Origin of the sequence: Skermanella aerolata KACC 11604, from assembly GCF_000936425.1 — a bacterium.
GTDB classification, from domain to species: domain Bacteria; phylum Pseudomonadota; class Alphaproteobacteria; order Azospirillales; family Azospirillaceae; genus Skermanella; species Skermanella aerolata.
The window spans coordinates 113,839-129,627 of sequence record NZ_AVFK01000015.1 but is presented as its reverse complement, the minus strand read 5'-3'; the positions used below and the strand labels follow the sequence as shown (position 1 = coordinate 129,627).

The following is a 15,789-nucleotide window of genomic DNA, read 5'->3' as shown; positions in this document are numbered from 1 at the left end:
TTCCGCCGGGGTGAAGTCCGGGCGAGTATCGATGTCCTCGCCGCAATGGAGTGTCCTTCCATGGAATGGCCGGACGACAGCTTGCCGCATGATCTGGCGGGATATCACCAGCGCACCAAGCACGCGCCGAACCGCTACGCCCTTGGCCCTGCGTTTCTCGACTGGGAGTCCCAGCCCAACCCGTTTCGCCGATTCGCCGGCGCGCGGCTGGTCGCGTTGCCGCTCGGCTATGACAGGCCAACGCCGGGATTCGACCGCCTGGGCGGCGTTCCGGCACAGCCGCTGGATGCCGGAACGCTGGGGTTGTTCCTGGAACTGGCGCTTGGGCTGAGCGCCTGGAAAGCGGTCGACGGTGCCCGCTGGGCGGTCCGCAACAACCCGTCGAGCGGCAACCTGCACCCGACCGAAGCCTATCTGGTCCTGCCGGGGCTGGAGGGGATCGGAGCCGGGACGGCGCTCTGGCACTATGCCGTGGCGGAACATGCACTGGAGGAGCGCTGCGTCTACCGGACGAACCCGGACCTGCCGGAGGGCTGCTTCCTGGTCGGGCTCGGTTCGATCGTGTGGCGGGAGGCCTGGAAGTATGGCGAGCGGGCGTTCCGGTACGTCCAGCACGATGTCGGCCATGCGGTTGGATCGCTCAGCTATGCCGCCGCTTGCCTCGGCTGGCGGCTCGACGTGCTGGCGGGGCCGGGAGACGAAGAGGTCGCGGCCTGGCTGGGGCTGGACAGGTCGGATGCCAGCCACCCCTATGAGCGGGAGCATCCGGACCTGATGGCGGTGGTCTGCACGGGCACTGCGAATCCGCCGGCCATGACGCTTCCGGAGCGACCCGCCGGGGCCTGGCATGGCGAGGCGAACTGCGTCAGCGAGGACCATGAACCCTGGCCGGTCATCGATCTGGCGCTGAAGGTGACGGCAAAGCCGCCGGGGATGGTGCCGGCCGCACGGCCGGCGATTCAGGTGCCTGCCCTGCCCGCCTCCGGCCGGCCGGCCGCCGAGGTGATTCGCGCGCGGCGCAGCGTGATGCGGATGGACGGCGGGCAGGTCCTGGAATTGGGGGCGCTCCACCGGATGCTGGCGGCGACGCTGCCGGATGCCGACGTGGTGCCGTGGAGTGCTTTCCCCTGGCCGACGCGGCTGGCGCTGTTCGTCTTCGTCCACCGGGTCGAGGGGCTTGAACGGGGTCTTTACGCCCTAATCCGCGATCCCGGTTCCGAACCACGCCTGCGGGCGGCCTGCTCCGCCGGATTCGCGTGGGAAACGGTGCCGGACTGTCCGCTGCCGCTGTTCCGCCTGAGCTCGGGCGACCTGGAGCGGAAGGCGTCGCAGCTGAGCTGCCTTCAGGCGATCGCCGGCAAGGGCGCCTTCAGTCTCGGCATGGTGGCGGATTTCGCCCGCACCTTGGAGGAGGAAGGCGACTGGGCCTACCGCCGCCTGTTCTGGGAGGCAGGGCTGATCGGTCAGGTGCTGTATCTGGAGGCGACGGCGGCCGGGGTTTCGGGGACCGGCATCGGCTGCTTCTTCGACGATGCCGTCCATGAAACCCTCGGCATCGACGGCAAGGCCCTGGGATGGCAGAGCCTTTACCACTTCACCGTCGGCACCGCCGTCGAGGACCCGAGGATCGCGACCGAACCGGCCTATGGTCATTTGGACCGCTGAGCCGGTCATGTCTCCGCCCAGAGCCGCATGAGGTTGGCGGTGCTCTTGGAGATCAGATCGAACTCCGCGGTCTTTCCCTCGCGCTGGAACAGGGAGCGTCTTGCGGTATCGAGGTCGAACAGGATCTCCCGCTTGCCGGCATCGCGCACCATGCTTTGCGCCCAGCCGACCGCCGCCAGACGGGCGCCGGCGGTGACGGGTTCGACCCGATGCAGGGCGCCGGACGGATAGAGGATCATCGAGCCGGCGTCGAGCTTGTAGGACTGCTCGCCGCCGGTCCCCTCCATCACCAGTTCGCCCCCCTCGTAGGAGGAAGGATCCGCCAGGAACAGGGTGAAGGAGATGTCGGTCCTGATCCCGCCCATGACGGCGTCGTCGACATGGGTGCCGTACCGCATCCCCGCCGTGTAGCGGCTGATCATGACCGGCCGCACCGCCTTGGGCCGCGCCGCGATCTGGAACAGCGGGTGTTCTTCGATCGCGGCGTTGATGCGGCGGATCAGGTCGGCGTGGAGAGCGTCCGACGGGGAAAGCTGCTCGTTCGCCTTGACCAGCCGTGCATGCCAGCCGGCGGTCCGGTTGCCGTCGACGAATTTGGCGTCGGCTAGATAGCGTGTCAGGTCGGCCAGAAGATCGGCCGGCAGCACCTGGGCGATGCAAAGGATCATCAGGTTTTCTCCACCGGCCGGCCGTCCTGGTCGGGTCAGTTTAGGTCAGGTCAGGAAGTTCGAGTTGGACGGAGGTCAGCGGAGCCGGGCGGTGGCGAACTCGATCCGGGACACCAGGGCCGAAACCTCGGATGCTGACCGGACGGCCTTCTTGGCGGGAGTCACCGCCGGCCAGGTGGTCAGCAGCGTGTTCATCTGCTCGCGCAGCTGATTGGCGGCGTCCGCGTCCTTGGTCGTCAGGGCCGGAGTCATCAGCTCGACCATCGCGTTGGCGACGCGGGCGAAGCCGAGGCTGTCCTGGTACTCGACCGGATTGGCGATGGTGTCGCCCTCGAAGGCTTCGGTGTACTCGTCGGTGACGGTGCGCAGCACGCCCACGACGACCGGCAGGGCGAAGGCCGGATCGGACAGGGTGTTGGCGGGGATGACGGAGGTGGCTTCGGTCAGGCGGGTCAGCACGACCTCGGTCTGCTCCTGGACCTGCTGGGCCGGCACCTTGCGCTTGACCATGCCCGAAAGCTTGTCCAGATCGGACTTGAAGGCCGGGACCTTCTTTTCGTCCATGACCTCCTTCAGTTCACCGTAGAGTTCCTCCACCGGATGAAGGAAGTGCGGCAGGGCGTCGTTGGTCTTGCCGGCGGCGTAGAGTTCGTTGCCGACATTCAGGTGGCCGCGGATCATCGAGATGTTCGCGAGATAAGCCTGCTCCTTGCTGAGGCCGGCCAGCGCCTGGGATTCACCGGCCTCGCCGCCTTCACCACCCTCGCCGCCTTCGCCACCTTCACCGCCCTCGCCCCCGTGGCCGCCATGGGTGGCCGCCTGGGCCATCTGGACGCCATGCTTGCCATGGAGCGAATAGTCGGCGTCGGAAGTCTGCGCCAATGCGGTCCCCGCACCGCTGGCCAGTACATAGGCACCCAGCCCCACCCAGATCTTCACCTTCGAACCAGCCATTGTCCCCACCGTTTCAGTGTTACTCGCGAATGCGAGCTATTTGCAATGGCTCGCACCATAAGACGTTGGGCATAGCTTTGGCAATCGCGAAACTGAAGCGTCAGAACCAGGTCTTGACGGCCGAGACGATGTCGTACCGATCGTCGACCAGGAACAGGACCTGCCATTTGTCGAAGGTCGTGCACGGATGCGAGATGCTGAAGGCGACCATGTCGCCGACCTTCAGGTCCGCTTCAGGCGGCACCGACAGATGGGCGTGCTGGTCGTTGAGTTCCACAACCGCCGTCCCGGGCGGCATGGCGGCGGGAGCATCGTGCAGGCCGGGCCGGAACCAGAGCGTCGGCACCGGAAGATCGACGTCGTAGGAGATGTCGCGCTTGCCGACGGTGAGGATCGCCTTGTCGGCCTGGGGCCGGCTCTGCACATAGGCCCAGACCTCCAGCGCCGCCGAGGGACCGGGGCCGAAGCCGTCCACCTCCGGCATGCGGGTGCGGATCTGCTGGAACATCGTCTCGTAGGACTTGCTGTCGTGGGTCAAGTAGCAGCCGGAGCGAAGCACGACCAGGGTTTCGCGCGGGAGACCGGCGGTGCCGAGACGGCCGGCGACCATGTCGTAGAACGCGGAGCCGCCGGCGCTGAGGATGACGGGTCCGGCGGCGAACAGGTCTTCGCGGAGGCAGGACGCGGCGACGCCGACCATGCGGTCGAGGAAGGCGCGGATGGCATCGTCCCTGTCGCCCTCTCCTCCCCCGTCTCCCCTGACCATGCCCTCGTAGCCTTCGACGCCGCGCAGCGCCAGCAGCGGTTCGGCCTGCTTGACGGCACGGGCGACGGATAATGCGACCTCCTCGGTCCGGCAGCCGGTCCGGCCGCCCATCGCCCCGACCTCCACCATCACCTGGAACGGCCGGCCGGGCGGATCGGTGCGGAGGCGGTCGGCGAGCTGACGGACGCCGTCGACCGAGTCGACAAGGCAGTAGAAGTCGAAACCGGGATCGCGCGCCATTTCGGCGGCGATATAGCCGATGGCCTGCCGACCGACGAGCTGGTTGGCGAGAACGATGCGGCCGATGCCGCCGGCCCTCGCGACGCGCACCTGCTGAACGGTGGCAAGGGTGATGCCCCAGGCGCCGTCCGCCAGCTGGCGGTCGAACAGGGCCGGGCTCATCGTGGTCTTGCCATGGGGAGCCAGCAAGGTCCCGGTGGCCTCGAGGAAACGCGCCATCCATCGGCCGTTATGGTCGAGAGCGGATCGCTTGAGGACCGCAAGCGGCATCGTCATGTCTTCCCGCAGCACGTTCCATCCCATGCCGCCGACGCTGTTCAGCGGAATCGGCTGGATTCCGGGCGGGATGCCCTTGGTTAGCCCGTCCACCATCAGGCTGTCGTCCATGGCCATCTTTGGCTCCCCTCGCTTCTCGATACGGCCGGCTTTCGCAAAACCGATCTTTCGTCTTAATTGCCCGGAAACCCGCGATGTCGGATTATCCGGGGGTCTTCCGAAGGCGGTACCACGCTGTTCCGAACAGGTGCCGGGTATGGTAATTTCTTAACCAGCAACTGAGGCGGCGGCATAACGTGACGACATCCTTCTCCACATCGACCCGTCGAGACGTTCAGATCGTCATCGGAATGTCGCGAACGCTTGCCGACGATATCACCGCCCTACAGCGCCAGTCCTCATCCAAGGTCATCGAAACTTTCCTGCACTACAAGAAGGTCCGCGAAAACTACCTTGGCATCCAGAGCCTGATCTTCAGCATCGAAGAACGGTTTCCCAAAGTCGAGGAGAGCTTGCCGAAGGGCTTCAATCAATGGGTCATCCGGGCCAAGTTGAAGGCGCTGTCGGCATTCACGCATCTCAGCCACGGGTTCTTCTCCAACCCGCCGCTGACGCTCACCCACTCGCTGGGTGCCTGGGATATCCTTTCCGACGAGATGACCGCCTTCGGTGTCGTCAACGGTTACTTCGACATGATGATCTTCGAAGCCGGCATCGACGACAAGACGGCCGATGCGCTGGAAGCGACCCGGATCGAGATCGAGCAGATCGTCGGCATGCTGGACAACCTGCTGAAGAGCAGTCCGAAGCGCCTGGAGGAGTTCTGACATTCGCCGGTGAGAGGCCAAAATACGAGCGCAAATAGGGAGTATTCGATTGGCATCGATACTCCTTTGTGGTGTGAACGCGCAGGTCCCAAAGGAATTCCGCAACCTCACCGAATTTTTTCAGGGCCTGTGAGGCGGCTCACACTTCGTTAACCATCTTCATATTATAGTCCATTCCACGATGTCCTCTGGACAGCGTTTCCTCCCTGTAAAAACTCGAGCCGCTCGGGACTTTCCCGAGCGGCTTTTTTCTATGCCGGTTCTTTGTGCCCAGCCCGGATCATTTAGACAGGCGCTTGCCTAGGATGTCGGCTGTCTTGAACGACAGGGCGGCGATGGTCAGCGTCGGGTTGGCCGTTCCCGTCGCCGGGAAGGTGCTGCTGCCGACGATGTAGAGGTTGTCGTGGTCCCAGCACCGCTGGTCCGAATCGACGACGGAGTCGGCCCTCGACGAACCCATCACCGTCGTTCCCATGATGTGTCCGGCGCCGAAGTAGTTGAAGCCCTCGCCGTCCACCTCGAAGTAGGTCGGGTCTTCGGTGTTCGTGACGGTGTACTCCGTGGCGCCGACCGCCTTGTAGATCGCCGAATTGACCTTGCGCGCCTTCTTGAATCCTTTCCGGGTGTATTCGCTGAGCCGGTAGTCGATCAGCGGCCGGGGAAGGCCGAGGCGGTCCTGATAGCCCCAGGACAGCGACACGCGGCTGCTCGGGTTGGCTTCCTCCTCCACCAGGTTGGCGATCCGGAACTGGCGGATGAAGAGCTTGTTGAGCCGTTCGACCAAGGCGGTGCCGTGGAGCTTCTCGAGCTTGGGGTTAAGCTGCGAGACGTTGGTGCCGTCGATGTAGTCCTGCGGCGTCTGGTACGGATCGTTAATCGGGAAGTTCCAGCCTTCGTTGCCGATCTCCATCCGGAACGCCGCCCATTTCCGCCGATGCGCGGTGTCGCGCAGCGTCTCGATCCCGGAGGTCGAGATCGGGCCGCGCATCGGGTAGATCGGCTTGTCCTCCGGCATCAGCGCCCAGCTCAGGTAGAGCGGATGGTCCATCAGGTTGCGTCCGACCTGTCCGCTGCTATTGGCGACGCCGTTGGGCATCCGGTCGTCGGCCGACATCAGGAGCAGCCTGGGCGTTTCGATCGCGTGGGCTGCGAGGACATAGAACTTGCCGACGGCCGTCCCATGGCCCGAGGCGCCGCCTCGCGGGTCTGTCCAGGTGATGTAGTCGATTCCGCTGATCTTGCCGTCCAGCGAGTCGACGTTGACGCGCGAGGCGACGGTCCGGTAGAGGATGGTGACCTTGCCGGTGGTCAGCGCCTTGTTGATCGTGACCGTGGCGTCGTACTTCGCCTCGATCGGGCAGATCGGGATGCAGTTGGTATTGCCGGCGCAGACCCTGCGGCCCTGATACGGTCTCGAGTTGCGGGCCGCCGGGGTCGGCGCCAGATTCATCGGCTCGCCATAGATCTGCACGCCCGCAAGCGATCGCTGGAGCGTCTTGTCGAGGTAGGACTGCTTGATACTCGGCATCGGATACTGATAGCCGGGCGGATACAGGCCATCCATGTATTGCTGGGTCTCGACGGTACAGGCGACGCCCATCTCCGTCTCCGCCCGGGCGTAGAGCGGAGCCATGCTGTCGTAGGGGATCGGCCAGTCGCGGCCGTGGCCGAACTTCGACTTCAGTTCGAAGTCGCCGGGCAGCAGCCGGAGCGAGGTCCCCAGCCAGTGCCACAACGTGCCGCCGCCGACCCGCTCGTAGGTGCTGGTGAACGGCGTCTGGTTGTCGCCCAGGTTCTGGACCAGATAGCTCTTGCTTTGGTCCCGGACATTGGCGAGGTCGTTGGTAGTGGCGCGGCCGACGTTGAATTCCGACGGGTCCGCGTTGATCGGATTGGGCGGATACGGCGCTTCCGGCAGCTTGGCGGGAGAGGTGAAGAACCGCTCCATGTAGTCCTGCCGGCTGGCGGGGATCGGCTGGCCGGCCTCAATGATCAGGACGTTGAGGTTTTTGGCGGCGAGTTCGCTGGCGACGATCCCGCCGGACACGCCGGCGCCGACGATGACGACGTCGTAGACTATGCCGTCCGTACCGGGAGCGGCGGTGCTGCTGGTGGGCTGCATGGATGCTGCTCCTGTCAGGACTGGGGCGTCGGCGTGATGTAATCGCCGAGCGGCGGGGGCGGTTCGGCCCAGGAGCCGGGCTCCAGCTCCGAGTAACCCATCGGATGGGCCTGTGCGATCTTCCAGGCCCAGCCCTGGATATACGCGTTGCTGGAGATCACGACGGGGTTCGACTGGCTGCCGAGAGGATACCAGTTCCCGAGCAGCCACAGCTTGGTGAGCGACGCGGCGACGGGGCCGTTGTCGGCGTCGGCGAGGATGCGGCCGGCGATCTCGTCGTCGCCCAATCCCTGATCCCGGAGCGATACGAAGCGCTCCAGGATCACCTGGGCGGCATAAGGGCCGGCATTGTTGACGAACCCGTCATAGATCGTCTGAAGAATATTCATGCTGTCGAACTGAGGCACCAGCAGGCTGCCGGCTATGCCGGTCAGAGCCTGCGACAGACCGATGAAGGCCGTCTTAGACTGTTTGTCATCCATGGGAGTGGACTCCGCGGCGGGAAATCAGGGCTTGGCGGGTGCGGGAGCCGGCGTTGCGAGCGGTTTCGCCATCGACAGCATGTAGGTGAAGTCGGAGAAGTTGCCGGTCATCGCGGCGGCGTTCTTGTGGCAGCCGATGCAGCTCGACGACACGTTCGGCGTTTTGCCCTGGATGTAACTTTCCAGCGTGGTGTTGGCGAGGAACTGCGGGGCCGGATTGCCGAGCGGACTGGCGCCGGCCGCCGGGGTGTTGCAGTCCTTGGAAACGAGCGTCGGCCACTGCGTGCTGACGAGTTCGTAGTTCTGCCAGGGCGAGGTCGGGTTGACCGCCGCAAGCGCCGCCTGCCACGACTTGTTCAGCGCCGTCGTCGACGGGTCGATCGGGGTCACCCGGGCGATCTGGGTCGGCTGGCCCGGCTTGTTGGGGTCCCAGGGGCGCGGCGGCGGCTGGTTGACCGGCGTGCAGCCCTTGCAGTCCTGATTGTAGAAGCTGTAGGGCTGCTTGGCCGGGAGGCCGTCGAGGTCGGGCACGTTGCCCTTGTGCTCGAACGTGGACCAGACCCATTGCGACGTGTTCTTGACCTTGGTCGCGATGTGCAGGCCGATCATGCCGACATCGGAAATCATGCAGGTGGCGGGGGTGACCGGCTTGGCCGGATCGGCCGGGTCGGTCAGGGCCGGCGTCCAGACCAGGGCTTTGCGCGTATAGAAACCCGCGGCGTCGTCGCTCTGCCCCAGGATCTTCCAGGCGGCCTTGACCATGACGGCGCCGGTATCCGAGGTCCCGTTGGCCGTGCACGCGAACGCGACCTTCTTGCCCTGGTCGGCGAATCTCTGCTGTCCCTGCGTATTGTAGAGTTCGTTGCCGACGATGTAGTCGAACATCGACTTGTTGAGCGAGATCTCGAACCGGCCGAACTGGCCGTTCTGGTCGATCAGAGGACCGGACAGGAACGGCTGGGTCGAAGAGAACAGCACGTCCGGTTTCTTGGCGACGTGCGGCAGGAGCTTGTTTCCATCGGAAGCCGCCAGCTTCTTGCAGGCCTCCGGGATATCCCGGTCGGGGTCGCCCCAGGGCGTCGGAGGCGTCCCGTCGTCCTTGAAGACTTCGGTCGATTCCTTCCAGGTTTCCCATACGCCGGGAGGCGTGGTGCCCTGCTGTCCGATCGTGACGGCGGTGTTGGCGTTGCCGTTCTGATCGGCCGGCCAGTTGAGAGCGACGAAGGTCTGCCAGGAGAAAACGTCGAAGTCGGTCTGGAGTTGGCCTAGATCGGGATTCGGCTGCGGTACGGCGACGGTGGCGGGTAGGACCGGGCTTAGCACGATCGCCTGATCGGCTGCGCTCGATGAGCCCGGGAAACCGGCCGTGACAAAAGCACATAATGACCCGAAGACAAATGTCGCCCCTAGGGCCGTAAAGCGTCGCATGGCTGCCTCATCGATTATCAGAATCTGTTTATGATATACCGGCGGAACTGATCGACTGGCGCCTCAACCCAATAATAGTCGACATATGCGCCTGTATGCATTTGCCTACCAATGCAATAGAAGGACGCTAGCTTGAAAACTGCATCCATTCAATTAAGTTTTTATTTCTGTTCTGAAATTCAGGTTTTTTTTGATTCCCGTATCGGGCATATGACCCAGAACATGAAAATCATCGAAGACCCTGTTCGAGTGGAGAAAATCAAAGTATGTTGTGAGATTGTTTCAAATCTGAAATCTGACTCTGGGAATTTACTAGTTCTTATATTGATAACTTATTCACAAATGGTGAAAATATTTAATGTATATTTCAAGTTTCCACAACGCCGAATCAGAGATAAGCGGGCCTATTGTTGACTTTTTGAAGCTTTCATTGCACCTCCTAAGATGCTCTCATCTGTCGAGGAGGATCTTTTTTCGGCATGAAACATAGGTATTGCCCTTCAAACCTGTTGAATGATAACGGACGGGCATGTAAATCTATCAACCAGAGAGTTTCTTTGGACTTAGTGGCTTAATAGGTGATTATAGTAGTTTATTTTCTATCATAGGTTTTAATATTATACTTCAGTGCGATTGCCGGAGATGGCGAAGCGCCCGGCTCCGCCGGTCCGGACACAAGATGAAACACGTTCTTCTTGAATGCCTGCCACTTTTCCGGCCGAAGGGCCTCGAAGCATGCGACCAAAAAGTCTTTCGCCCATATTTCCCGCCCGGCGCGAGTTCATCGGAGCATGTGCGGCCGGTTCGCTTGCCTTGGCGGCGGCGCCGGCCGCCGTCTTCCTCTCCGCCGGCGGCCACGCCGAAAGTCCTGCACGGATCAACTTCCAGATCGGCTGGCTCAACTCCAACAACCAGACTGGCGAGGTCTGCGCCAAGCGGATGGGCTTCTACGAACAGGAAGGCGTCGAGCTGAACATCGTTCAGGGCGGACCGAATATCGACGGTCTTTCCCGGGTGACGGCCGGACGGGCGGAGGTGGGGCAACTCTCGTCCACTCCCTCGCTGATGGTGGCGGTTTCCCAGAACGTGCCGCTCAAATGCTTCGCGGTCGGCGCGCAGCAGCACCCCTTCTGCTTCTTTTCGCGGAAGCGAGCCCCCGTGCGCTCGGCACGCGACCTCCTGGGCAAGCGGATCGGCGTGTCGCCGACGAGCCTGATCCTCGTTCGCGTCTTCCTCGCCAAGAATGCCATAGATCTGCGGGATGTCACCTTGATGACGACCGGATCGGACATGACGCCGCTGGTCACGGGCGAGGTCGACGTCATGGCGGGCTGGCTGACCAATACCGCGGCACTCAAGATCCTGGGAGCAGACCGGGTCGACCTGCGGCTTTGGGACGCCGGTGTCCGGCTCTATGCCCATCCCTATTACGCCACGCTCCAGACCATCGTCGACCGGCCGGATCTCCTGGCCCGCTTCGTCCGGGCAACGAGCAGGGGTTGGGAGTTCGCCTTCAACAATCGTGAGAAGGCGCTGGACCTCCTGATCGCCGAGTTTCCTCACCTGAACGCGGAGGACGAAAGGTCCGCGCTCGACGTGATGCTGTCCTACGCCTTCAACGGCGCCACGAAAAAGGGCGGCTGGGGCATCATGGACAAGGATGTCTGGGCGGACCAGATAGAACTGTTCGCCCGGCTCGGCCAGTTCCCGAAGAAGGTCCCCCGGGTCGACGACCTGGTGACCATGGACATCCTGAACGCGACGCGGGACATACGGCCGCGGATCGGATGAAGCCTGATGACAGGCCGCCGGGGCCGACGATTGCCCATCGGCGCCGTACCTGTGATACAAGCCTGTCCAGCGAACCGGGCCGGAAAGTACCGGCGCCGGTTCCGGGAAAATTGGAGAGACAGGAATGGCGGACGACAGGGAAGGCCCTTCCTCCGACGGTGCGGCCTTCTGGGCCGACGCATTGCGCAGGTTCGACGCCGTACGGCGGTGGCGCGGCAATGCCATGGACAGCATGGGTCTTGGGCGGCAGGAAACGCCGTTCAGGACGGTTCTGGACGAGCCGGACGTGCGGCTCCGACTCTATGGGGAGCAGCCATCCGTTCCAGGAGGCCCTACCCTCCTGATCGTTCCCGCACCGATCAAGCGCGGCTACATCTGGGACCTGCTGCCCCATGTCAGCGTCGTCCGCCGCTACCTGGAGGCGGGCTTCCGCGTCTATATGACGGAGTGGATCGAGCCCGTCGAACCAGCCGACGACGACGGCGGCAAGACCGGCGGCAAGGGCCGGGCCGGATCGCCGCTCGGGCTCGCCGATTATGCCGACCGCCTGATCCTGCGGTGCGCCGACGCCATCGCGGCTGCGGGCGACGGCGACCGCATCTTCATCGCCGGGCATTCGCTGGGCGGTACCCTGGCGACCATCTTCAGCAGCCTGCACGCGGACCGTATCCGCGGCCTGGTCGTGGTCGAGGCGCCCCTGCATTTCGGCCCGGACAGCGGCGTCTTTGCGCCGGTCGTGGCGGGCGCACCGCACGCGGCGGCGTTGCGCGAGCTTTTCGGCAATATCCCCGGCACCTTCCTGAACATGGTTTCGGCAAAGGCATCCCCGCGCGAGTTCAACTGGGACCGGCGGATGGACATGATCGCCAGTCTCGCCGATCCACGGGCGTTCCAAGCCCATCTTGCTGTGGAGCGCTGGACGCTGGACGAGTTTCCGCTGCCCGGAAGGCTGTTCGAGGAACTGATCGAGCAGCTTTACCGGGAGGACAGGTTCGCCCGCGGCACCTTGGAGATCAACGGCAGGACGGCGTCCCCAGCAGGCCTTGCGTCACCCCTGCTGGCGATCCTGGGCAACGACAGCCAGATCATCCCACCGGCGTCGATGCTGCCGGTGATCGAGGCCTCGCCGGCGGCCAACAAGCGGACGGTCACCTATGGCGGCGACGTCGGGGTGTCGCTCCAGCACGTCGGACCCTTGATCGGACGCACCGCCCATCAGGCCGTATGGCCGGAAGTGATCGGCTGGCAGAAGGATATCGCCAGCGCCGGCTGACCGCTGCTGGGGACGGGAGAATGCCGGAATGCCGCACCCATGCCATACCCCTGCCGTCGAACGCGCGGTCATGATAAATCTGTCCGGTGAGGATCGCCCTTATCAGATGTTTCATCATCGGATTGCCGAGCACCGCATGAAGGAGACAGGGGAATGAGCAATTCCTCCACCGACAAGGACGAACCGAACTTCGCCAACGACACGGATACGCCCGAAACTCCGTCGACGGAGACAAGTCCAGGCATCCTGCCGCAGAAGCCGATCGCCGGGGAGGCTCCGTCCCGGGAGCAGGCGGGACGCGGCAAGGGCAAGCCGTCCGGGCGATAGCGGCCATAAAAAGACGGCACTACTGCAAAGCTACGCCTCAACAAGCCGACGCCGGCCAGTCCGGCACCACAAGGGGGGAATACCGCAATGGCCACCATCAAGGGTGAAGACACCCGCCGCCGCCGGCCATCCGCCGGCAAGCGCGCCGAGGAAGCCGCCCCCAGCGGCGGCGCCACGACCGGGGCTCCGGAAGAGCGGTCCGCATCGGAGACCCAGCCGCCGGCCGATGGTCAGGCTGGGATGGGGATACCCACTCCGGAGGCGGCGCTTGGTCTGTGGATGTCCTGGATGAAGCAGAACATGGGGGGCTTCGCCCCTGTCGGCAGCACGGAACAGCCGTGGTGGGTGGCGAGCGCCGACGCCGTATCGGGGTCGCTACTGGCGACCGGGGTGGAACAGTTCCAGCGCTTCGTCGCCGCCGACCCTATGCTGGCATCGATCGACCGCATGTGGAACGCCAACCCCCTGCGCGAAGTGATTCCGGTAGACTGGGCGGAGGCTGTCCGCGCGCTCCGGATAGTCTGGCTGCGGTCGCTCCGCGACCCCGCCAAGGCCTTCACGCGTTCGGCGGAGCTCAACATGCAGATCTGGTCGTCGGCGATGGAGACCTGGAACTCCGCCGGCGCCCGCTGGTGGGGCCTGACCACGGGCACGGCGCCGGAAACCGGCACCGGCAGCGACAAGCGGTTCGACGCCCCGGAGTGGAACGGCAATCCCGTCTACAAGACCCTGAAGGAGATGTATCTGCTGGCCTCCGATTTTCTGCTGAGGCAGGGCATGGAGGACGAAGACATGGACCCGCAGGAGCGTGAGCGCATCACCTTCCACCTGCGCCAGTTCGTCGATGCGATGAGCCCGAGCCTGCTGCTGATGTCAAACCCGGTAGCGTTGCGGCGCGCGGTCGAGACCGGTGGCGCCAGTCTGGCCGACGGTGCCCGCAACCTGCTGCACGACCTGCGCGAAGGCCGGCTGAGCATGGTCGACGCGACCGCCTTCGAGCCGGGCCGCAATCTGGCCGTGACTCCGGGCAAGGTGGTCCTGCGCAACCGCCTGATCGAACTGATCCAGTACTCGCCGTCCACCGAGCAAGTCCGTCAGGTGCCGATCCTGATCATGCCGCCGTGGATCAACAAGTTCTACATCTTGGACATGCAGCCCAAGAACAGCATGGTGAAGTACCTCGTCGACCAGGGCTTCACGGTGTTCATGGTGAGCTGGAAGAACCCCGATGCCTCAATGGAGGACATCACCTTCGAGGACTACATGAATCTCGGCCCGCTGGCCGCCGCCGACGCCGTGCGCGACATCACCGGCAGCGACAGCGTCAATCCGGTCGGGTACTGCATCGGCGGATCGCTGCTGGCGATGACGCTGTCATATCTCGCGGCGGAGGGCGACACCCGGTTCGGATCGGCTACATTCATGGTGTCGATGCAGGACTTTAGCCGGGTCGGCGACAGCGCCTTCTTCATGGACGAACCGCAGATCGACTTCATCGAGCAGCAGATGATGGAGCGGGGCTATCTCGACAGCCGCGAGATGGCGAACATGTTCAACCTGCTGCGCTCCAACGACCTGATCTGGAGCAACGTGGTCAACAACTACCTGCTGGGCGGCAAGCCCCCGGCCTTCGACCTGCTCTACTGGAACAGCGACGGCACCCGGATGGCGCGGGCGGCCCATAGCTGGTACCTGCGCAACACCTATGTCGAGAACAACCTGGTCAAGCCCGGCAAGATCCAGCTGGCCGGCGTGCCGATTGACCTTGGCAAGGTCAAGGTCGACATTTACGCGGTGGGGGCTGAAAAAGACCATATCGTGCCGTGGAACGCCGCATGGAAGATCACCCAGCTGACCGGCGGCGATGTCCGCTTCGTCATGGCGTCGAGCGGCCACATTGCCGGGATCATCAACCACCCCGCCGGCAAGAAGGGCGGCTACAGCGTCCGCGAAGGTGCGCGCGACGTGAGGTCTCCGGAAGCGTGGCTGGAGGGCGCCGACAAGCAGCCCGGAAGCTGGTGGCCCGACTGGGTCAGGTGGCTGAACGCGCATGCGGGCGATATGGTGCCGGCCCCGGCGCTGGGGAGCGACAAGTATCCTGTGGTGTGCAACGCGCCGGGAACTTACGTCCTGGAGAAGTAACGTCTGATCGGGTCCGGCCGGGCAGTCCGAATGGGCGGTCCGGCTCGGGCTATCCGATCGAGCTCCGGCGGCATCGGACTTCTGCCGCCGTAGCCGGGTTTCCTATCTTCAGACTTCTTCCGGGAAGCAGCCTGCCCTTGCCGCCGCGACAGCGACCTGGGTGCGGTTCTTTACGCCCAGTTTCTGCATGATAGCGCGAACATGAACCTTGACCGTGCCTTCCAGCACGCCGAGTGAGCGCGCGATCTCCTTATTGGAATGCCCGGCGAGCAGAAGCTGGAAGACGTCGCGCTGGCGATCAGTCAGCCTGTCCAGCATATGATTGGTAGGCCGTTCCGGTTCCGCCGCGATGGCGCTGACCAGGACGGTCCGCGGCAGCGGAACGTAGGTTTCTCCGGACAGGACGAGCGAAATCGCGTGCTCCAGCAGGGCAGACGATCCCGACTTCAAAATATAGCCCTTCGCACCGGCGCGGACGCTGTCGATCACGTCGGCGCTTTCGTCGGATGCCGATATCACGATCAGCGGCACTCCGTCCAAAGCCTCGATCATCCGGCGGACTCCGGTCAGTCCATCGTCACTGTCCAAATGGAGATCGAATAGAACCAAAGAGAGATCCGGGTTCCTGCGGACCGTGGCCAATGCTCCCTCAAGCGAGTTCGCTTCGAGCACTTCGGCGGTTGGGAAAAGTTCAAGCACGGAAAGAGCAAAGCCGTGCAAGACGAGCGCGTGATCGTCGACGATCAGGACTTTCAATGAGTTACTGGTCATCTGGCGCTATCACATCTGCCATTGGAGGAAACTGGTTGCTTTTGAAACAAACAGCAA

13 protein-coding genes are annotated in these 15,789 nt (G+C 63.8%); 6 read left to right on the top strand and 7 right to left on the bottom strand.

The annotated features are described in order from the left end of the window. Positions 1-60: 60 nt before the first annotated feature. Entirely contained in the window at positions 61-1,665 is a 1,605-nt protein-coding gene (locus N826_RS18900) for a SagB/ThcOx family dehydrogenase (protein WP_044431368.1), read from the top strand. 5 nt (positions 1,666-1,670) lie between these two features. Here the strand turns inward: N826_RS18900 and N826_RS18895 are convergent, their stop codons facing one another. The 3 genes from N826_RS18895 to N826_RS18885 form a co-directional block, all read right to left on the bottom strand. Beyond that, the gene (locus N826_RS18895) at positions 1,671-2,333 is read right to left on the bottom strand and encodes a Fe2+-dependent dioxygenase (protein WP_044431366.1); all 663 of its coding nucleotides are present in this window, start codon (positions 2,331-2,333) and stop codon (positions 1,671-1,673) included. A 75-nt stretch (positions 2,334-2,408) separates the two neighbouring features. Then, positions 2,409-3,287 carry a hypothetical protein gene (locus N826_RS18890; RefSeq protein WP_044431363.1) on the bottom strand — a complete coding sequence of 293 codons (879 nt, stop codon included), beginning with the start codon at positions 3,285-3,287 and terminating at the stop codon, positions 2,409-2,411. A 100-nt stretch (positions 3,288-3,387) separates the two neighbouring features. After that, on the bottom strand, positions 3,388-4,686 hold the full coding sequence (locus tag N826_RS18885; RefSeq protein ID WP_044431360.1) for an amino acid deaminase: 1,299 nt from the start codon (positions 4,684-4,686) through the stop codon (positions 3,388-3,390). Positions 4,687-4,865: 179 nt separating this feature from the next. Between N826_RS18885 and N826_RS18880 the strand changes: the two genes are divergently transcribed. After that, on the top strand, positions 4,866-5,396 hold the full coding sequence (locus N826_RS18880) for a hypothetical protein (RefSeq protein WP_244619365.1): 531 nt from the start codon (positions 4,866-4,868) through the stop codon (positions 5,394-5,396). A 280-nt stretch (positions 5,397-5,676) separates the two neighbouring features. Here N826_RS18880 and N826_RS18875 read toward each other — a convergent pair whose 3' ends face one another. The 3 genes from N826_RS18875 to N826_RS18865 are packed head-to-tail and all read right to left on the bottom strand — an operon-like array spanning position 5,677 to position 9,323. Continuing rightward, a complete protein-coding gene (locus N826_RS18875; protein WP_044431355.1) occupies positions 5,677-7,518 on the bottom strand; it encodes a GMC family oxidoreductase in 1,842 nt (613 codons plus the stop codon). A gap of 14 nt (positions 7,519-7,532) precedes the next feature. Continuing rightward, on the bottom strand, positions 7,533-8,000 hold the full coding sequence (locus N826_RS18870; protein WP_044431354.1) for a hypothetical protein: 468 nt from the start codon (positions 7,998-8,000) through the stop codon (positions 7,533-7,535). Positions 8,001-8,024: 24 nt separating this feature from the next. Then, positions 8,025-9,323 (bottom strand): hypothetical protein, encoded by a 1,299-nt coding sequence (locus N826_RS18865; protein WP_052831590.1) that lies wholly within the window; start codon positions 9,321-9,323, stop codon positions 8,025-8,027. Between the two features lie 840 nt (positions 9,324-10,163). Here N826_RS18865 and N826_RS18860 point away from each other — a divergent pair. The 4 genes from N826_RS18860 (at position 10,164) to N826_RS18850 (ending at position 14,961) form a co-directional block, all read left to right on the top strand. Beyond that, positions 10,164-11,219: an ABC transporter substrate-binding protein gene (locus N826_RS18860; RefSeq protein ID WP_063772275.1), complete on the top strand. Its 1,056-nt coding sequence runs from the start codon at positions 10,164-10,166 to the stop codon at positions 11,217-11,219. Between the two features lie 124 nt (positions 11,220-11,343). After that, the gene (locus N826_RS18855) at positions 11,344-12,492 is read left to right on the top strand and encodes an alpha/beta fold hydrolase (protein WP_052831589.1); all 1,149 of its coding nucleotides are present in this window, start codon (positions 11,344-11,346) and stop codon (positions 12,490-12,492) included. Positions 12,493-12,645: 153 nt separating this feature from the next. Next, positions 12,646-12,819 (top strand): hypothetical protein, encoded by a 174-nt coding sequence (locus N826_RS43130; protein WP_157599349.1) that lies wholly within the window; start codon positions 12,646-12,648, stop codon positions 12,817-12,819. 87 nt (positions 12,820-12,906) lie between these two features. Continuing rightward, a complete protein-coding gene (locus N826_RS18850) occupies positions 12,907-14,961 on the top strand; it encodes a PHA/PHB synthase family protein (protein ID WP_211099329.1) in 2,055 nt (684 codons plus the stop codon). A 108-nt stretch (positions 14,962-15,069) separates the two neighbouring features. On the opposite strand, the gene N826_RS18845 is transcribed toward N826_RS18850, so the two are convergent. Continuing rightward, positions 15,070-15,732 carry a LuxR C-terminal-related transcriptional regulator gene (locus tag N826_RS18845; protein ID WP_052831587.1) on the bottom strand — a complete coding sequence of 221 codons (663 nt, stop codon included), beginning with the start codon at positions 15,730-15,732 and terminating at the stop codon, positions 15,070-15,072. Positions 15,733-15,789 lie beyond the last annotated feature (57 nt).

Coding starts and splice junctions, on each gene's coding strand:
- N826_RS18900 (WP_044431368.1), top strand. CDS start 61: ATGGAATGGCCGGACGACAGCTTGCCGCATGATCTGGCGGGATATCAC.
- N826_RS18895 (WP_044431366.1), bottom strand. CDS start 2,333: ATGATCCTTTGCATCGCCCAGGTGCTGCCGGCCGATCTTCTGGCCGAC.
- N826_RS18890 (WP_044431363.1), bottom strand. CDS start 3,287: ATGGCTGGTTCGAAGGTGAAGATCTGGGTGGGGCTGGGTGCCTATGTA.
- N826_RS18885 (WP_044431360.1), bottom strand. CDS start 4,686: ATGGCCATGGACGACAGCCTGATGGTGGACGGGCTAACCAAGGGCATC.
- N826_RS18875 (WP_044431355.1), bottom strand. CDS start 7,518: ATGCAGCCCACCAGCAGCACCGCCGCTCCCGGTACGGACGGCATAGTC.
- N826_RS18870 (WP_044431354.1), bottom strand. CDS start 8,000: ATGGATGACAAACAGTCTAAGACGGCCTTCATCGGTCTGTCGCAGGCT.
- N826_RS18860 (WP_063772275.1), top strand. CDS start 10,164: ATGCGACCAAAAAGTCTTTCGCCCATATTTCCCGCCCGGCGCGAGTTC.
- N826_RS18855 (WP_052831589.1), top strand. CDS start 11,344: ATGGCGGACGACAGGGAAGGCCCTTCCTCCGACGGTGCGGCCTTCTGG.
- N826_RS43130 (WP_157599349.1), top strand. CDS start 12,646: ATGAGCAATTCCTCCACCGACAAGGACGAACCGAACTTCGCCAACGAC.
- N826_RS18850 (WP_211099329.1), top strand. CDS start 12,907: ATGGCCACCATCAAGGGTGAAGACACCCGCCGCCGCCGGCCATCCGCC.
- N826_RS18845 (WP_052831587.1), bottom strand. CDS start 15,732: ATGACCAGTAACTCATTGAAAGTCCTGATCGTCGACGATCACGCGCTC.